The following is a 15,752-nucleotide window of genomic DNA, read 5'->3' on the forward strand; positions in this document are numbered from 1 at the left end:
CCGGATTGATTTCAGCCGATTCCGGGTGCGTCGCCCCGCGGCAGCCACGATGCTTGTCCCGTGATGGACGAGACGGAGTTCTGGGAGATCATCGACTCCACCCGGGAGGGCGCCGAGGGCGACCCGGAGGAGCACGCCGACCTGCTCGTGGAGCGCCTCACCCGGCTCGACCCGGACTCCGTGGTGGACTTCGCCCGCCACTTCGAGGCCCGCTACAACCGCGCGTTCAGCTGGGAGCTGTGGGGCGCGGCGACGGTGCTGCTCGACGGGGCGGCGGACGACACCTTCGACTGGTTCCGGTGCTGGCTGATCGGCCAGGGCCGGGAGGTCTTCGAGGGCGCGGTCCACGATCCGGACGCGCTGGCGGAGCTCCTCGACGACTTCGATCCGGAGATCGACGGGGACGGCGAGGAGCTGGGGTTCGCGGCGGACGAGGCGTACGAGCAGCTGACCGGCGCGGAGACGCCGGAGCTGGGCATTCCGCCGCAGGGCGCGGAACCGCAGGGCACCCCGTTCGACCTGGACGACGACGGCGTGCTCGCGGCCCGCTTCCCGCGCCTGTGGGCCCGCTTCGGCCCCGGCTGAGGGCCGAGGGCGGGGGGCAGGACCGGTCCGCCGTCAGAAGTGGGTGCCGCCGTCGATGCGGACCTCCGTTCCGGTGATGAACCTGCCGTCCTCGCTCGCGAGCATCGCGACGACACCGGCGACGGTCTCGGGGCCGGCGAAGCCCTGGCCCAGCGCGGGGGCGAGCTTGGCGAAGAGCGACCAGTCGGTGTCCTCGGGCAGGCCGGGGCCCTGGGACTGCTTGCTGGCGCCGGAGCCGTCGGTCATGCCGGAGGAGATGGAGCCGGGCTGGACGGCGGTGAAGCGTATGCCCTGCTTGGCGTACTCGGCGGCGAGCGCGTGGGTCATGGACTGGATGCCGCCCTTGCTGGCCGCGTAGGCCGCCATATAGGGGTGGGCGAACATCGCCGAGGTGGAGGAGAAGTTGACGACGGCGGCGTCGTGACCCTCCAGGAGCGCCGGGATCGCCTCGCGGATCACCAGGAAGGTGCCGGTCAGGTTGACCCGGATCACCTGCTCGAAGGCGTCGAGGCCGGTCTCGTGGGTGTGCGAGGAGCGCAGGATGCCCGCCGCGTTGACCAGCACGTCCAGGCCGCCGAGGGCCTCGACGGCGGCGGCGACACCCGCGCGCACGGAGGTCTCGTCACCGACGTTCACGACGACGGTGGTGAGGCGGTCGACCGCGTCTCCGGCCTTGGTGACGGTGTCCTTGAGGCCGTCCTCGCTGATGTCGGCGGCGACGACCCGCCCGCCCTCGGCCAGCAGGCGCAGCACGGTGGCCTGGCCGATGCCGGAGCCGCCGCCGGTGACGAGTGCGCGGCGTCCCTCGTAACGGGTCAGCTGGTTCATGACGACAACCTCTCGATCTCACGCTTCGTTCTCTTCTCGATAACGCCACCGTACGCCAATGTGGCACGTTTTGCCATACCTGCATGGAGTGCAATTCTGGCAGGCGCAGGCGTACGCTGAGGGGCGTGAGCACCAAGCCCCCCTCCCTGACGGAGCGCCGCAAGGCCGCCACCCAGCTCGACATCGCCCGTGCGGCGGCCGAGCTGTTCACCGAGCGCGGGCCCGACGACACCACCGCCGAGGACATCGCCCAGCGGGCCGGGGTCGCCCTGCGCACCTTCTACCGGTACTTCCGTTCCAAGCAGGACGCCGTCGCCCCGCTCCTCGCGGGCGGTGCCGACCGCTGGCGCGCCGAGCTGGCCGCCACCGGTCCCGGCACCGCGCTGCCGACCGCCCTGGAGCGGTCGATCGCCGAGTCCCTCGCCGCCGCGGACGCCGAGGCCGAGGAGGGCCTGCGGTGGACCCGCGGGCTGCTGCGCGCGGCCGCGTCCGACCCGGCGCTCCGGGCGGTCTGGTTCCGGGTCAACCAGGAGTCGGAGGACCGGCTGCGCGTGGTCCTCGCCGACCTGGCGGGCCCCGCGGCCGACCCCCTGGAACTGCGGCTCGCGGCGGCCGCGGCCACCGACTCGATACGGCTCGCCCTGGAGACCTGGGCCGAGACCGACGCCCCGGTGCACGGCCCGGGCTCCCCGGCCGAGATCGCGGTGCGCTGCCTGCGCGAACTCATGGGCGGGATGCGGCTCCTCGCGCCCCCGCCGGCCGAGCAGTGACCTCGGTCGAACAGTGACCTCGGCCGAGCGGTGACCTCAGCCGAGCAGTGAGCGGCCCATCAGCACGTCGTCCACATACGCCCCCGCGAGCAGGAACTCGCCCGGCAGCACGCCCTCGACCGTGAACCCCTCGCTCTCGTAGAGCGCGCGGGCCGGGGCATTGTGGCCGAGGACCCGCAGCGTGATGCGGGTGGCGCCCTCGGCGCGGGCCCGGTCGAGCGCGGCGCGCAGCAGGGTGCGGGCCACGCCCCGGCCCCGGGCGGCCTCGGCGACGGCGAGCCCCTGGATCTGGCGTACGTGGGTGTGGCAGGCCATGGGGGTGGGCGGGACGAGCCGGAGGTAGCCGACCGCCCCCTCGGCCCCGGCGTCCGCCACCAGGTAGTGCGCGGGCAGGTGCCGCTCGTCGAAGAAGGGCTGCCCGGGCCCGGATGCGGGCAGCACGGCGTGCAGGGTCGACCAGGTGGCGCGGTCGAGTGCCGCGAGGGCGGGCTCGTCGGCGGCCTCGGCCCCGCGGACCCGGATCTCCGGGTGCTTCGAGTCTTTCGGTATCTCCGGAACGATCATGCGGGCCACTGTGCCACGGCGGGCCTGGGGAGGGCAGGATGGCGGCATGCACCGTTCTCCTGGACGCTCCTCCCGGCCCTCCGCCCGGCCTTCCGCCCGCCGCCGGGTGGCCGTCACCGGCGCGTCCGGACTCATCGGCTCCGCCCTCGTGCGCTCTCTGCGCGCCGACGGCCACGACGTCCTGCGCCTGGTCCGCCGGCCCGCGGCCACCGCCGACGAGGTCGAGTGGGACCCGGCGCGCCTCCATGTGGACGCCGCCGGCCTGGTCGGGGTCGACGCGGTCGTGCACCTGGCGGGGGCGGGCGTCGGCGAGCGGCGCTGGAACGAGACGTACAAGAAGGAGATCCGCGAGAGCCGGGTGCTCGGCACCCGCGCCATCGCCGAGGCCCTCGCCTCGCTCGCCGACCCGCCCGAGGTGCTGGTCTGCGGCACCGCGCTCGGCTACTACGGCGACACCGGCACCCGCGCGGTCGACGAGAGCGCGCCCGCGGGCGAGGGCTTCCTGCCCGAGGTGTGCGTGGCCTGGGAGGCCGCGGCGGCGCCCGCCGAGGCGGCCGGGATCCGCGTCGCGTACGCCCGTACCGGCCTGGTCGTGGCCCGCCGGGGCGGGGCCTGGGGGCGGCTCTTCCCGCTGTTCCGGGCCGGGCTCGGCGGGCGGATGGGCGACGGGCACCAGTACTGGAGCTTCATCGCGCTGCACGACGAGGTCGCCGCGCTGCGCCACCTCGCCGACACCCCGGGGGTGTCCGGGCCGGTGAACCTGACCGCGCCGGAACCGGTCACCAACCGCGAGGTGACGGCGGCGATGGGGCGGGTGCTGCGCCGCCCGGCCTTCTGCCATGTGCCGGCGCAGGCGCTGCGGGTGGTGCTCGGGGAGTTCGCCGGGGATGTGCTGGGCAGTCAGCGGGTACTGCCGGGGCGCCTGTTGGAGACCGGCTTCGACTTCGCGTTCCCGACCATCGACGAGGCGGTACGGGCCGCCGCCCACTGACACCGCCCGCCGCGAGCGACCCTCCCCGCCGATACCGCTCCTCACTGACGAACCGTCATCCTCCGTTTTCCCAGCGGTCTCCCCGGCGTGCCCCCGGGTGTGCTCCCCCGTGCTGCGTGCACCCCGTCGCGCGCGGCTGCCCGCCGTGGGAGCGCTGCCTAGTCTCGTGGCGAACGAGGGCATTCCGGGGGCCCGTTGGGGGCATAGGCCTCCCACAAGCCGCGCCGACCTGGGGAGGGGCACGTGCTCAACAACGCGGACGTCGTCGTCGTAGGAGCGGGAATCGCGGGTCTCGCGACCGCTCATCAGCTGGCCGGGGCCGGTCTCTCGGTCACGGTCCTGGAGGCCGCGCCGCATGTCGGCGGCCGGATGGCGACCGACACCGTCGACGGTTTCCGGCTCGACCGGCTGGGACCGCTGTTCACGGCGCCGGAGGTCGCGGGTGTGCCGCTGCGTCCGTTCGCGCCGGGGGTGCTGGTGCACAGCGACGGGCGGTACGCACGCTGGGGTGCGCCGCACACACCGTGGGGCACGGGGCCCTGGGGCACGGGGGGCGTACGGGGTCTGGGGGGAGCGCGCGGGATGGCGCGCGCCCTTGCAGGCGCCCCGCGCAACCCGGCCGTCTCGCTGGACCAGGCGCGCCTGGGGGCGTCGCTCGTCCGGCTCGCCACCACGCCCGCCCAGCGGCTGCTCACCCGCACGGAGCGCACCGCACGCGAGGCCCTGTCGGCCCGGCTGCCCGTGCGCACCGTGCAGGGCGTGCTGCGCCCGCTGCTCGCCGCGCTGCTCGGCGACCCGGATCTGTCGACCTCCAGCCGTCGGGCCGACCTCGCGCTCCGGTCCTTCGCGCGGGGCCGGCCCGGGGTGCCGGAGGGCGGTTCGGGCGCGCTGGTGGAGCGGCTCGCGGCGGGACTGCCGCCGGGCTCCGTCCGTACCGGCGTACGGGTCACCGACGCGTCGATCTCGCGGGTGACGACCGAGGAGCACGGGGTCTTCGGCTGCCGGGCGGTCGTCCTGGCGACCGGCGGCCGGACGGCGGCCGAGCTGCTGCCGGGGCTGCGGGTGCCGGACTACCACCCGGCGACCGTCCTCCACCACACGGCGCCGGCCGCGCCGATGACGGACCCGGTGCTGGTCCTGGAGGCCGACCCCGGCGGGCCGGTCGCCCACACGGCCGTCATGAGCACGGTCGACCCGCGCCGCGCCCCCGACGGACGCGTCCTGATCACCTCGACGGTGCTCGGCACCCCGCCGGACGACACCGAACGCCGGGTCCGCAAACACCTGGCGACCCTCTACGGCGCGTCCACCGACGACTGGGAACTTCTCGCCCTCCACCACACCCCGGCCGCCTACCCGGCCATGCGCCCCCCGTTCGACCCCGAACGCCCCGTCCGTCTCCTCTCCGGCCTCTACGTCTGCGGCGACCACCGCTCCACCGGCACCCCCTTCGGCGCCCTCGCCTCGGCCCACCGCGCGGCCTCGGCGCTCCTTGCGGACCTGGGCGTGCGGGCGGGGGCGACGGAGGGGGGCGCGGAGGCGGCGTAGGGGCGGGGACCCCGGGGCGGCGCGCCCCGGCGCCGGAGGCGGTCAGCCCAGGGCCGCCACCCGGTCGCGGTAGGTGCGGGCGGCCGGGGCGTCGCGGTAGGGCTCCAGGCGGCGTTCGAAGTCGCGGACGTATTCGAGGGCGCGGGCCGAGCGCATTTCGGACGCCTGCTGGGCGGCTTCGGCGCCGAGGGCGCAGGCCTGGTCGAGTTCGCCGAGGGCGAGACGGGCGGAGGCGAGGACGACGCGGCAGAAGAGGCGGCTGCGGGCGAAGCCGGGGGCGCGGAGCTGGAGGGCGCGTTCGGCGTGCTGGGCGGCGGCGCGGTACTGCTGGAGGTCGCGGTGGCAGTGGCCGAACTCGTCGGCGAGCTGCGCCTCGTCGAAGGAGCGCGCCCAGTACGGCACCTCGTCGCCGGGCCGTGCCGCCTCCAGGGCCCGCTCGGCGCGGGCGAGGGAGGCGCCGCAGGCCCGGGAGTCGCCGAGGACGCCGTGTCCGCGCGCCTCGACCGAGTGGAGCAGGGCCTGGACGACGGGCGGGGCGCCGGCGCCGACGCCCTGCTGGGCGACCCGCGCGAGCTGCACCGCCTCGCGCCCGTGCCCGAGGTAGACGGCCTGGTGGCTCATGGTGATCAGGACGTACGAGCCGTAGGCCCGGTCCCCCGCCGCCTGGGCGAGCCGCAGCGCCTGCACGAAGTAGCGCTGGGCGAGACCGTGCGCCGCGATGTCGTACGAGGTCCAGCCGGCGAGCCGGGTGAGGTCGGCGGCGGCGCCGAACAGACGGCGCCCGACGCTCTCCCCGTACGTGCCGCGCAGCATCGGCTCGGCCTCGTGCTCCAGGTAGCGGACCAGGGCCTGGCGGGCGTGCCCGCCGCCGTACGCGTGGTCGAGGGTGCGGAACAGCTCGCCGACGGAGCGCAGCGCGGCCACGTCGCCGCTGGACACCCGCTGGCCGGGTCCGCGGTCGGTGCCGCGCTGGCGGGGGACGGAGGTGTGGCGGCCCTGGGCGGGCACCCTCGGGTCCGCACCGCCCGGGGCGCCCGGGACGGTGCGGCCGTGGGAGCCATGAGAGCCGTAGCCGTGCCCATGGCCGGGGGCGCCCGGCGCCGCGGGCTCCCCGCGCGCCACCCGTTCGTCCGCCCGGCCGATCAGCCAGTCGCGGCTCGGCACGACGAGACCCGCCGGGGTGAAGGCGATCTTCCGCAGTTCGGCATGGCTTCCGGAGTCCTTGCGCCACAGGCCGCTGACGATGTCCACGGCCTCCTCCGGCGTCGCCGCGAACTCCAGACCCGCGTACACCGGCGCGCACGCGTCGAGCCCCAGGTCCTGTGCGGAGAGCCGGCGGCCGAGGCGCCGGGTGAAGACCTCGGCGATCAGCGCCGGCGTGGTGCCGCGCGGCTGCTGTCCGCGCAGCCACCGCGTCACCGAGGTCTTGTCGTAGCGGAGGTCGAGGCCGTGTTCCAGGCCGAGCTGGTCCACCCGTCTGGCGAGACCCGCGTTGGAGAAGCCCGCCTCGGCGATGAGCGCGGCGAGCTGGCGGTTCGGGATGCGCTGCGAGGGTCGTTCCGTCATCAGCTGTGCGGTCTCCTGCCTTCCGGGCCCGGGTTGGCAGCCCGTGTGGACCCTCATGGCCCTCATGGAACGGCGTGAATTTAGCGGCAGTCGTGGGGTTTACCACCACCTTCGCCCCACATTCATCCGATCGTGTGAGGATTGACCGGTCGCTGACGCGACCGGTCCGGACCGGCGTAGAAGGCCTCGCCCTTCCGCCGGAGGGGTGCTCGCGCACCTGCCGGAGGCCGTTCGGGCGCACCGCCGTACAGTGGCATGGGCGCGAATGACGCATGGTGCCGAGCCGGCTCCCACCCCCGGGAAGATCCCCGGGAACCCGGCCCACGGCACCCAGGAGGAGGCATTGCCGTGAGTGAGCTGCGATTCGTCCGTCTGGGCTTCGGCGAGGACGCCGTCGACTACCAGGTGGCGTGGGACAAGCAGCGCGAGGTGCACGCCGCACGGTTCGCCGACGAGGTCGAGGACACCTGCCTGCTCCTGGAGCACCCGCCCGTGTACACCGCGGGTCGGCGCACCGCGGACAGCGAGCGCCCGCTCGACGGCACGCCGGTCGTGGACGTCGACCGCGGCGGGAAGATCACCTGGCACGGCCCCGGCCAGCTGGTGGGCTACCCGATCATGAAGCTGCCCCGCCCGGTCGACGTGGTCGCCCACGTGCGCCGTCTGGAGGAGGCGCTGATCCGTACCGCCGCCGAGTTCGGCCTGGAGACCACCCGGGTCGAGGGCCGCAGCGGCGTGTGGGTGCTCGGCGACCCGGTCGAGCAGCGCCCGGCGATCGGCGGGCTCTCCCTGGACTTCGACCCGCGGCTGACCGACGAGGAGTTCGACCCGCGGCTGAACGGCCCCGAGTACGCCCCGTCCAACGCCGGCCAGCGCCGCGAGGACCGCAAGCTCGCGGCCATCGGCATCCGGGTCGCCAAGGGCGTGACCATGCACGGCTTCTCGTTCAACGTGAACCCGGACAACACCTGGTTCGACCGGATCATCCCGTGCGGCATCCGCGACGCGGGCGTGGCCTCGCTCGCCAACGAGCTGGGCCGGGACGTCACGATCGAGGAGGTGCTCCCGGTGGTGGAGCGCCACCTGCGCGAGGTGATGGCGGACGCGGTGCTCAAGCCGCGCGACATCGAGCGACCGGCTGAGCCGGTGACGGCGGCGCCTGTGGCGGCGGAGCCTGTGACGGAGCCGGCCTCGGCCTGAGGAATGCCGACCCCTGGCCATGGGTTGGCCAGAGCGTAAAGGCATGGGAAGCAACGGGCGTACCCTGGTGTGCGCCGAAGAATCGAAGCTACAGGAGCCGATGTGTCCGCAGTCGCACCCGACGGACGCAAGATGCTGCGCCTTGAGGTCCGGAACAGCCAGACCCCCATCGAGCGCAAGCCCGAGTGGATCAAGACCCGGGCGAAGATGGGGCCCGAGTACAACAAGATGCAGGGCCTGGTGAAGGCCGAGGGCCTGCACACGGTCTGCCAGGAGGCGGGCTGTCCCAACATCTTCGAGTGCTGGGAGGACCGCGAGGCGACCTTCCTCATCGGCGGCGACCAGTGCACCCGCCGCTGCGACTTCTGCCAGATCGACACCGGCAAGCCGCAGGCCCTCGACCGTGACGAGCCCCGCCGGGTCGGCGAGTCCGTCGTCACGATGGACCTGAACTACGCCACGATCACCGGCGTCGCCCGCGACGACCTGGAGGACGGCGGCGCGTGGCTGTACGCGGAGACCGTGCGCCAGATCCACCGGCAGACCGCGGAGCGCGCCGCCGGCCGCACCAAGGTCGAGCTGCTCGCCCCCGATTTCAACGCGGTGCCGGAGCTGCTCAAGGAGGTCTTCGACTCCCGCCCCGAGGTCTTCGCGCACAACGTCGAGACGGTGCCGCGGGTCTTCAAGCGGATCCGCCCCGGCTTCCGCTACGAGCGCTCGCTCGACGTGATCACCAAGGCCCGTGACTACGGTCTGGTCACGAAGTCCAACCTGATCCTCGGCATGGGCGAGACCCGCGAGGAGGTCAGCGAGGCGCTGCAGCACCTGCACGACGCGGGCTGCGAGCTGATCACCATCACGCAGTACCTGCGCCCCTCCGTCCGGCACCACCCCGTGGAGCGCTGGGTGAAGCCGCAGGAGTTCGTGGAGCTGAAGGAGGAGGCCGAGGAGATCGGCTTCTCCGGTGTGATGTCGGGCCCGCTGGTCCGCTCCTCGTACCGGGCCGGCCGCCTCTACCAGCAGGCGATCGAGAAGCGCGGCGCGGGCACGGTGGACGCGGCCCAGGCCGTCTGAGTCCCCCGCCCCTCTCCGGGCGCCCCGCCTCCCCGGGTTCCCCCGACTGCCTCTGTGGCCCGTACGCACCGCGTACGGGCCACAGGCCGTTTCTGTACGGCGATCCCGCGCGTCCCGGCGGCCTCATCCGTCTCGTCAGGGTTTCATCAGTGTTTGACCCCCGGGTCACGCCCTGGTAACACCGTTCTGTGAGTCTGTACTCACTCACCGCCACCGAGCGTTCACGGAGGCCCTCGCCCATGCAGGCCGCGCACATCCGAGCCAACGCCTTCCCGACCGTCACCGGCGCCCTGCGGGCCGTCGAGTCCGTGCTGCTCGCCGGTGGGCAGCGCACCGCCCGTCGCAATGCCTGGACCTCGGTCCTCGAGGACCGCCGCCGGGCCAAGGACCGGGTCGAGGCCGAGCATGTGATGGAGGCCGTGGAGGGGCGCGCGTCCCGGGGCACGTAAACTTCAGGACATGGCGAGGAAGGCAAACACCACGGGCGGCGCTGACGCCGCGAACCCCGGGCGACTGAAGCAGATCGCCCTCACGTACAAGATGACCCGGAAGGCCGACCCGAAGGTCGGTCTCGTCGTCGCGGGCGTGGGCATCGTCGTACTCGGTGTCCTCCTCGCGATCGGCTTCCTGATCGGTCACCCGGTCTATCTGGGCATCCTCGGCTTCGTCCTGGCGTTCCTGGCGATGGCCATCGTCTTCGGCCGGCGCGCCGAGAAGGCGGCCTTCGGGCAGATGGAGGGCCAGCCGGGCGCGGCCGCGGCGGTGCTGCAGAACATCGGGCGCGGCTGGACGGTGACCCCGGCGGTCGCGATGAACCGCAACCAGGACGTCGTGCACCGGGCGGTCGGCCGTCAGGGCATCGTGCTGGTCGGCGAGGGCAACCCGAACCGGCTGAAGACGCTGCTCGCGGCCGAGAAGAAGAAGATGGCCAGGATCGTGGTGGACGTCCCGGTGACGGACATCCTCGTCGGCAACGACGAGGAGGCGGGCCAGGTCCCGCTGAAGAAGGTCCGCACCAAGATGCTGAAGCTGCCGCGGCTGCTGTCCGGCCCGCAGGTGACGGCCGCCAACGACCGGCTGCGGGCGATGGGCGACCTGATGAGCAACATGCCGCTGCCGAAGGGTCCGATGCCGAAGGGCATGCGGATGCCGCGGGGCGGGAAGACGCGCTGAGCGCGCACGCCTGATCCATACGAACGGGAAGCGCCCCGGACCTGCTCGGTCCGGGGCGCTTCGCGTTGTTCGTACGGGTGTCAGATCCGGACCTGGACGGCGCCGGAGAAGCGGTCGTGCAGGCCGCGGCCGTCGCGGTCCCAGATGAGGGCCGGGAGGGCGAGGCAGACCAGGACGCTGCGCAGGACCACGCGCAGGAAGCCGAGGCGGCCGCCGTGCACGGAGACGACCCGGAGGCCGAAGAGGCGCTTACCGGGGGTGAAGCCGACGGTGCCGACCGTGAGCACGCTCATCGCCAGCAGGATCACGATCGCCCAGTTCTGGTTGACCTGGTCGTAGCGGTGGGTGATGAGGCCGTATGCGATCAGGCTGCAGAGCGCCCAGTCGACGGCGAGGGCGCCGAGGCGGCGGCCGGGACGGGCGATGGAGCCGGGGCCCTCCTCGGGCAGGCCGAGCTGCTGCCCTCGGTAACCGAAGTCCACGCCCGCTTGTTCGGCCGCGGCGCGGGGGCCGGAGAGCCATGATCCGAGTGCTTGCCTGTTGTCCACCCGACCACGGTACTGCGCCCGTTTTTGATCACTTCGGCCCGGGTGGCCGGGAACCCGCCGGGCTGCGAGGCACACCCGCCCCGGTTAACTTCGACGAAACAAATGGGTCATGCTTGAGAAATCACGTCTGCCTATGGTCGGGTCCAGCGTGTGCCACCGCACTGGCCGCACGACCGAGCTGCAAGCCCGCCCCTCCCCGGGCCGGGAGTAGGAGGAGTTGGATGTTCCAGAACGCCGACGAGGCCAAGAAATTCATCAAGGACAACGACGTCAAGATGGTCGACGTCCGGTTCTGCGACCTTCCGGGCGTGATGCAGCACTTCACGATCCCGGCGACGGCGTTCGACCCGTCCGAGGAGCTGGCCTTCGACGGTTCGTCGATCCGCGGTTTCCAGGCCATCCACGAGTCGGACATGGCCCTGCGCGCCGACCTGTCGACGGCCCGCCTGGACCCGTTCCGCGCCGACAAGACGCTGAACATCAACTTCTTCATCCACGACCCGATCACGGGCGAGCAGTACAGCCGTGACCCGCGCAACATCGCGAAGAAGGCGGAGGCGTACCTGGCCTCCACCGGTATCGCCGACACCGCGTACTTCGGCCCCGAGGCCGAGTTCTACGTGTTCGACTCGGTCCGCTTCGAGACCGCCGCGAACCAGGGCTTCTACCACATCGACTCCGAGGCCGGCGCCTGGAACACCGGCAAGGAGGAGGACAACCGGGGCTACAAGGTCCGCTACAAGGGCGGCTACTTCCCGGCCCCGCCGGTCGACCACTTCGCCGACCTGCGCGCGGAGATGTCCCTGGAGCTGGAGAAGGTCGGCCTGCAGGTCGAGCGCCAGCACCACGAGGTCGGCACGGCCGGCCAGGCGGAGATCAACTACAAGTTCAACACGCTGCTCGCCGCGGCCGACGACCTGATGCTGTTCAAGTACATCATCAAGAACGTCGCCTGGCGCAACGGCAAGACCGCGACCTTCATGCCGAAGCCGATCTTCGGCGACAACGGCTCGGGCATGCACGTCCACCAGTCGCTGTGGTCGAACGGCGACCCGCTGTTCTACGACGAGGCCGGCTACGCGGGCCTGTCGGACACCGCGCGCTACTACATCGGCGGCATCCTGAAGCACGCCCCGTCGCTGCTCGCCTTCACCAACCCGACGGTGAACTCGTACCACCGTCTGGTCCCGGGCTTCGAGGCCCCGATCAACCTGGTCTACTCGCAGCGCAACCGCTCCGCCGCGATGCGTATCCCGATCACGGGCTCGAACCCGAAGGCCAAGCGCGTCGAGTTCCGCGCGCCGGACCCGTCCTCGAACCCGTACCTCGCCTTCTCCGCGCTCCTCCTCGCGGGCCTCGACGGCGTCAAGAACAAGATCGAGCCGGCCGAGCCGATCGACAAGGACCTGTACGAGCTGGCTCCCGAGGAGCACGCGAACGTCGCCCAGGTCCCGACCAACCTCGAGGCCGTCCTCCGTGCCCTGGAGGAGGACCACGAGTACCTGCAGGCGGGCGGTGTCTTCACCTCCGACCTGATCGAGACGTGGATCGACTACAAGCGCACCCACGAGATCGCCCCGATCCAGCTCCGCCCGCACCCGCACGAGTTCGAGCTCTACTTCGACCTCTAAGCCGTAGCGGCTGCTCGACGAGGCTGATCGCCGAGGCCCGTCGCCCCTTCGAGGGGGCGGCGGGCCTCGCCGCGTTCACACGGGGGCTTGCGTCGGGGTCAGCGGCCGTAGCGGATCAGGGCACGGACCATGTGGCAGGTGGTGTCGGACGGCGGGTGGATGCCGAGCTGGGCGGCCGTGCCGCGTATCTTCGCGTTCGTCGCCCGCGAGGGCAGGTAGACGCCCGCGTCGAGCAGGGCGATCGCGAGGCGCATGGCCTTCAGCCGGCGGTTGTGGGTGACGTACCACTCACGGGGGCGGCCCGCGGGGAGCGGCTGCTTCCGGAGGGGCTTCCAGGATTCGATGGACGGTGTCCTGAGCGTGGCTACGGCCATGGGCGACCTCCTGGCGAACGGGGGTGGGGGCCCTCCCCGGGACCCTCACCTTCACCCCCCATTTTAGTGGCCGCCACTGACAATCGTCCCTGGCCAGACGGGCATTGACGGGGTTGGGGAGGGAGGTTTGAAGGTACGTTGGAGGGCATGGAGATCTGGATCAACCCCGCCTGTTCCAAGTGCCGCAGCGCACTGACCCTGCTCGACGCCGAGGGTGCCGACTACACCGTGCGCCGCTACCTGGAGGACGTGCCGTCGCCGGACGAGATCCGCGCGGTCCTCGAACGGCTCGGCCTGGAGCCGTGGGACATCACCCGCACCCAGGAGGCGGCCGCGAAGGAGCTGGGCGTCAAGGACTGGCCGCGCGACGAGGCGAGCCGGGACCGCTGGGTGGAGGCGCTGGCCGCGCACCCGAAGCTGATCCAGCGCCCGATCATCACCGCCGAGGACGGCACGGCCGTGGTCGCCCGCTCCGAGGAGGCGGTGCGGGACGCGCTGTCCCGCTGAGTCAGCTCCCCGTGCCCATGAGGGGGCGGGCCGCGGCGGCGACCGACTCGGCCTCGGCGAGGATCTCGGTGAGCCGGGCTCCGAAGCGCACGTCGCAGGCGTGGGCCCGGCCGGTGCGGACGGACTCCAGGAGGGCGTCGACGGCCGCGCCGAAGGCGTCGAGGGCACCGTCCCAGTGGGGCATGACGGCCTTGCCGTGCTCGCCGTACACGGAGAGCGCGGCCTCGGCGGAGGCGGCCGGGGCGCTGAGGGTGAGGGTGGCGGTGCTGCTCGCGCCCGAGGTGTGGCGCAGCGTCAGGTGACGGGTGTCCGCGCGGCCCTCGGTGCAGCTGATGGAGGTGACGTCACCGAGGATCGGCAGGAAGACGGACAGGACGTGCGGGCCGACGTCCCACAGGCCGCCCTTGTCCCTCCGCCAGGGAGAGGCCGCGTAGACACTGTCGGCGTCCGGGGAGAACAGCGCGCCCAGCCAGTGCGCCTCGCCGAGGAACCAGCCGCCCGCGGCGACCTGTTCGGATATCCAGCGCGCGGTGGGCGGGGCGAAGCGCAGGGTGCAGAACACCACGGAGGCCACACCGGCGCCGGTCACCGCGTCGGCGAGCTCGCGGGCGGTGTCCGCCGAGGTCGTCACCGGCTTGTCGAGTATGACGTGGCAGCCGGCCGCGGCGGCCCGCGCGGCCAGCGGGGCCTGCACCTCCGGCGGCAGGGCGAGGGCGACCGCGTCGCTCGCCGCGAACAGCGCGTCCACGTCCTCGTACGCCCGGGTCCCGAACCCCGCGGCGAGCGCGGCCGCGGCCTCGGGCCGTCTGCCCCACACGCCGCTGAACTCCACGTCCGGATGGGCCGCGAGCGCGGGCGCGTGAGTGCGCTCGGCCCAGGGGCCGGTGCCGAGGAGTCCGATGCGGGTCTTCGTGCCTGTGAGCTTCGTCATGCCCACCAGTCTGCCGGTCCCCGCCGCGCCCCGGATCAGGGGTCCCCCTGACCGGTCCCCGGCCCGCCCCGGAGCGCACGTCCGGGGCGCACGTCCGGGCGCGAACCCGCGCGAACCCACGCGTTACCGAGGGCGCGAACGGAGGGCTGAGTAACACGGGGTTCACAAACGGGCAACCGATGGGAAATCCCGTGTTGCGAAGCTGCGCACGACGCAGACACCGCCACCGCGGCTCTCGCAACGGCGCGAGCCACCGCCGAGCGCGGAGCAGAGCACCCGCAGCACGCCAAAGGATGAGGCCCCGTGACCTTCAAGGCTGAGTACATCTGGATCGACGGCACCGAGCCGACCGCCAAGCTCCGTTCCAAGACGAAGATCATCACCGGTGCGGTGCTTCCGCTGGAGGAGCTGCCGATCTGGGGCTTCGACGGTTCCAGCACCAACCAGGCCAAGGGCCACGCCTCGGACCGTGTCCTCAAGCCGGTCTTCTCCTGCCCGGACCCGATCCGCGGCGGCGACGACATCCTGGTGCTGTGCGAGGTCCTGAACACGGACATGACGCCGCACGCGTCCAACACGCGTGCCGCGCTGGCCGAGGTGTACGCGAAGTACGCGTCGCAGGAGCCGATCTTCGGCATCGAGCAGGAGTACACCTTCTTCGACGGCGAGCGCCCGCTCGGCTTCCCGGTCGGCGGCTTCCCGGCCCCGCAGGGCGGCTACTACTGCGGCGTCGGCGCGGACGAGATCTTCGGCCGTGACGTCGTCGAGGCGCACCTGGAGAACTGCCTGAAGGCGGGTCTGGGCATCTCCGGCATCAACGCCGAGGTCATGCCGGGCCAGTGGGAGTTCCAGGTCGGCCCGCTGGCGCCGCTGGACGTCGCCGACCAGCTGTGGGTGGCCCGCTGGCTGCTCTACCGCACGGCCGAGGACTTCAAGGTCTCCGCGACGCTCGACCCGAAGCCGGTGAAGGGCGACTGGAACGGCGCGGGCGCGCACACCAACTTCTCCACCAGGGCGATGCGCGAGGGTTACGACGCGATCATCACCGCGTGCGAGTCGCTGGGCGAGGGCTCGAAGCCGCTCGACCACGTCAAGAACTACGGCGCCGGCATCGACGACCGCCTGACCGGTCTGCACGAGACCGCCCCGTGGGACAAGTACTCCTACGGCGTCTCCGACCGCGGCGCCTCGGTCCGCATCCCGTGGCAGGTCGAGCAGGACCAGAAGGGCTACATCGAGGACCGGCGCCCGAACGCCAACGTGGACCCGTACACGGTGACCCGCCTCCTGGTGGACACCTGCTGCGAGGCCCTGGAGAAGGCCGGCCAGGTCTGATCCGCCGGGTTCCCCCTGGTTTCCGCCCGGTTCCACCGGTACTCCGAGAGGGGCGCCCGCCGTACCACGCGGTGAGAACGGGCTTTCCGGCCGCGGCGAGCGGGGCGACCGGGGCGACCGCTCCGTC

The 15,752-nt window shown here is 72.6% G+C and carries 17 protein-coding genes; 11 read left to right on the forward strand and 6 right to left on the reverse strand.

The window, feature by feature from the left end; translation table 11 throughout:
* The first annotated feature begins 63 nt into the window (after window positions 1-63).
* A complete protein-coding gene (locus AB0C73_RS30540) occupies window positions 64-585 on the forward strand; it encodes a DUF4240 domain-containing protein (protein ID WP_362536501.1) in 522 nt (173 codons plus the stop codon).
* Between the two features lie 33 nt (window positions 586-618).
* On the opposite strand, the gene AB0C73_RS30545 is transcribed toward AB0C73_RS30540, so the two are convergent.
* Window positions 619-1,413: an SDR family oxidoreductase gene (locus AB0C73_RS30545; RefSeq protein WP_362536462.1), complete on the reverse strand. Its 795-nt coding sequence runs from the start codon at window positions 1,411-1,413 to the stop codon at window positions 619-621.
* 125 nt (window positions 1,414-1,538) lie between these two features.
* Here AB0C73_RS30545 and AB0C73_RS30550 point away from each other — a divergent pair, with 125 nt between their 5' ends.
* Window positions 1,539-2,183 (forward strand): TetR family transcriptional regulator, encoded by a 645-nt coding sequence (locus AB0C73_RS30550; protein ID WP_362536464.1) that lies wholly within the window; start codon window positions 1,539-1,541, stop codon window positions 2,181-2,183.
* 36 nt (window positions 2,184-2,219) lie between these two features.
* Here the strand turns inward: AB0C73_RS30550 and AB0C73_RS30555 are convergent, their stop codons facing one another.
* The gene (locus AB0C73_RS30555; RefSeq protein WP_362536466.1) at window positions 2,220-2,747 is read right to left on the reverse strand and encodes a GNAT family N-acetyltransferase; all 528 of its coding nucleotides are present in this window, start codon (window positions 2,745-2,747) and stop codon (window positions 2,220-2,222) included.
* 46 nt (window positions 2,748-2,793) lie between these two features.
* On the opposite strand from AB0C73_RS30555, the gene AB0C73_RS30560 reads away from it, so the two are divergent.
* Both AB0C73_RS30560 and AB0C73_RS30565 read left to right on the forward strand, forming a co-directional pair.
* On the forward strand, window positions 2,794-3,738 hold the full coding sequence (locus tag AB0C73_RS30560) for a TIGR01777 family oxidoreductase (RefSeq protein ID WP_362536468.1): 945 nt from the start codon (window positions 2,794-2,796) through the stop codon (window positions 3,736-3,738).
* A gap of 243 nt (window positions 3,739-3,981) precedes the next feature.
* The gene (locus AB0C73_RS30565) at window positions 3,982-5,286 is read left to right on the forward strand and encodes an NAD(P)/FAD-dependent oxidoreductase (RefSeq protein WP_362536470.1); all 1,305 of its coding nucleotides are present in this window, start codon (window positions 3,982-3,984) and stop codon (window positions 5,284-5,286) included.
* 42 nt (window positions 5,287-5,328) lie between these two features.
* Here AB0C73_RS30565 and AB0C73_RS30570 read toward each other — a convergent pair whose 3' ends face one another.
* Window positions 5,329-6,852, reverse strand: coding sequence for a regulator (locus AB0C73_RS30570; RefSeq protein ID WP_362536472.1), 1,524 nt, complete (start codon window positions 6,850-6,852; stop codon window positions 5,329-5,331).
* Window positions 6,853-7,200: 348 nt separating this feature from the next.
* Between AB0C73_RS30570 and lipB the strand changes: the two genes are divergently transcribed.
* The 4 genes from lipB (at window position 7,201) to AB0C73_RS30590 (ending at window position 10,299) form a co-directional block, all read left to right on the forward strand.
* The gene (lipB, locus tag AB0C73_RS30575) at window positions 7,201-8,052 is read left to right on the forward strand and encodes a lipoyl(octanoyl) transferase LipB (protein WP_362536474.1); all 852 of its coding nucleotides are present in this window, start codon (window positions 7,201-7,203) and stop codon (window positions 8,050-8,052) included.
* A 102-nt stretch (window positions 8,053-8,154) separates the two neighbouring features.
* Window positions 8,155-9,126: a lipoyl synthase gene (lipA, locus tag AB0C73_RS30580; protein WP_362536476.1), complete on the forward strand. Its 972-nt coding sequence runs from the start codon at window positions 8,155-8,157 to the stop codon at window positions 9,124-9,126.
* A 239-nt stretch (window positions 9,127-9,365) separates the two neighbouring features.
* On the forward strand, window positions 9,366-9,575 hold the full coding sequence (locus AB0C73_RS30585; protein ID WP_362536478.1) for a hypothetical protein: 210 nt from the start codon (window positions 9,366-9,368) through the stop codon (window positions 9,573-9,575).
* A 10-nt stretch (window positions 9,576-9,585) separates the two neighbouring features.
* Window positions 9,586-10,299 (forward strand): DUF4191 domain-containing protein, encoded by a 714-nt coding sequence (locus AB0C73_RS30590; RefSeq protein WP_362536480.1) that lies wholly within the window; start codon window positions 9,586-9,588, stop codon window positions 10,297-10,299.
* Window positions 10,300-10,379: 80 nt separating this feature from the next.
* Here AB0C73_RS30590 and AB0C73_RS30595 read toward each other — a convergent pair whose 3' ends face one another.
* On the reverse strand, window positions 10,380-10,847 hold the full coding sequence (locus AB0C73_RS30595; protein ID WP_362536481.1) for an RDD family protein: 468 nt from the start codon (window positions 10,845-10,847) through the stop codon (window positions 10,380-10,382).
* Window positions 10,848-11,068: 221 nt separating this feature from the next.
* Between AB0C73_RS30595 and glnA the strand changes: the two genes are divergently transcribed.
* Window positions 11,069-12,478 (forward strand): type I glutamate--ammonia ligase, encoded by a 1,410-nt coding sequence (gene glnA, locus AB0C73_RS30600; protein ID WP_362536483.1) that lies wholly within the window; start codon window positions 11,069-11,071, stop codon window positions 12,476-12,478.
* Window positions 12,479-12,576: 98 nt separating this feature from the next.
* On the opposite strand, the gene AB0C73_RS30605 is transcribed toward glnA, so the two are convergent.
* Window positions 12,577-12,852, reverse strand: coding sequence for a hypothetical protein (locus tag AB0C73_RS30605; RefSeq protein WP_362536485.1), 276 nt, complete (start codon window positions 12,850-12,852; stop codon window positions 12,577-12,579).
* 147 nt (window positions 12,853-12,999) lie between these two features.
* Here AB0C73_RS30605 and AB0C73_RS30610 point away from each other — a divergent pair, with 147 nt between their 5' ends.
* Window positions 13,000-13,359 carry an arsenate reductase family protein gene (locus AB0C73_RS30610; RefSeq protein WP_362536486.1) on the forward strand — a complete coding sequence of 120 codons (360 nt, stop codon included), beginning with the start codon at window positions 13,000-13,002 and terminating at the stop codon, window positions 13,357-13,359.
* Window position 13,360: 1 nt separating this feature from the next.
* On the opposite strand, the gene AB0C73_RS30615 is transcribed toward AB0C73_RS30610, so the two are convergent.
* Complete coding sequence (locus tag AB0C73_RS30615) at window positions 13,361-14,290, reverse strand: Gfo/Idh/MocA family oxidoreductase (protein WP_362536488.1); 930 nt, start codon at window positions 14,288-14,290, stop codon at window positions 13,361-13,363.
* Between the two features lie 303 nt (window positions 14,291-14,593).
* Here AB0C73_RS30615 and glnII point away from each other — a divergent pair, with 303 nt between their 5' ends.
* On the forward strand, window positions 14,594-15,625 hold the full coding sequence (gene glnII, locus AB0C73_RS30620) for a glutamine synthetase (protein ID WP_362536490.1): 1,032 nt from the start codon (window positions 14,594-14,596) through the stop codon (window positions 15,623-15,625).
* Window positions 15,626-15,752 lie beyond the last annotated feature (127 nt).

This window comes from Streptomyces sp. NPDC048623 (genome assembly GCF_040650755.1).
Lineage (GTDB): Bacteria > Actinomycetota > Actinomycetes > Streptomycetales > Streptomycetaceae > Streptomyces.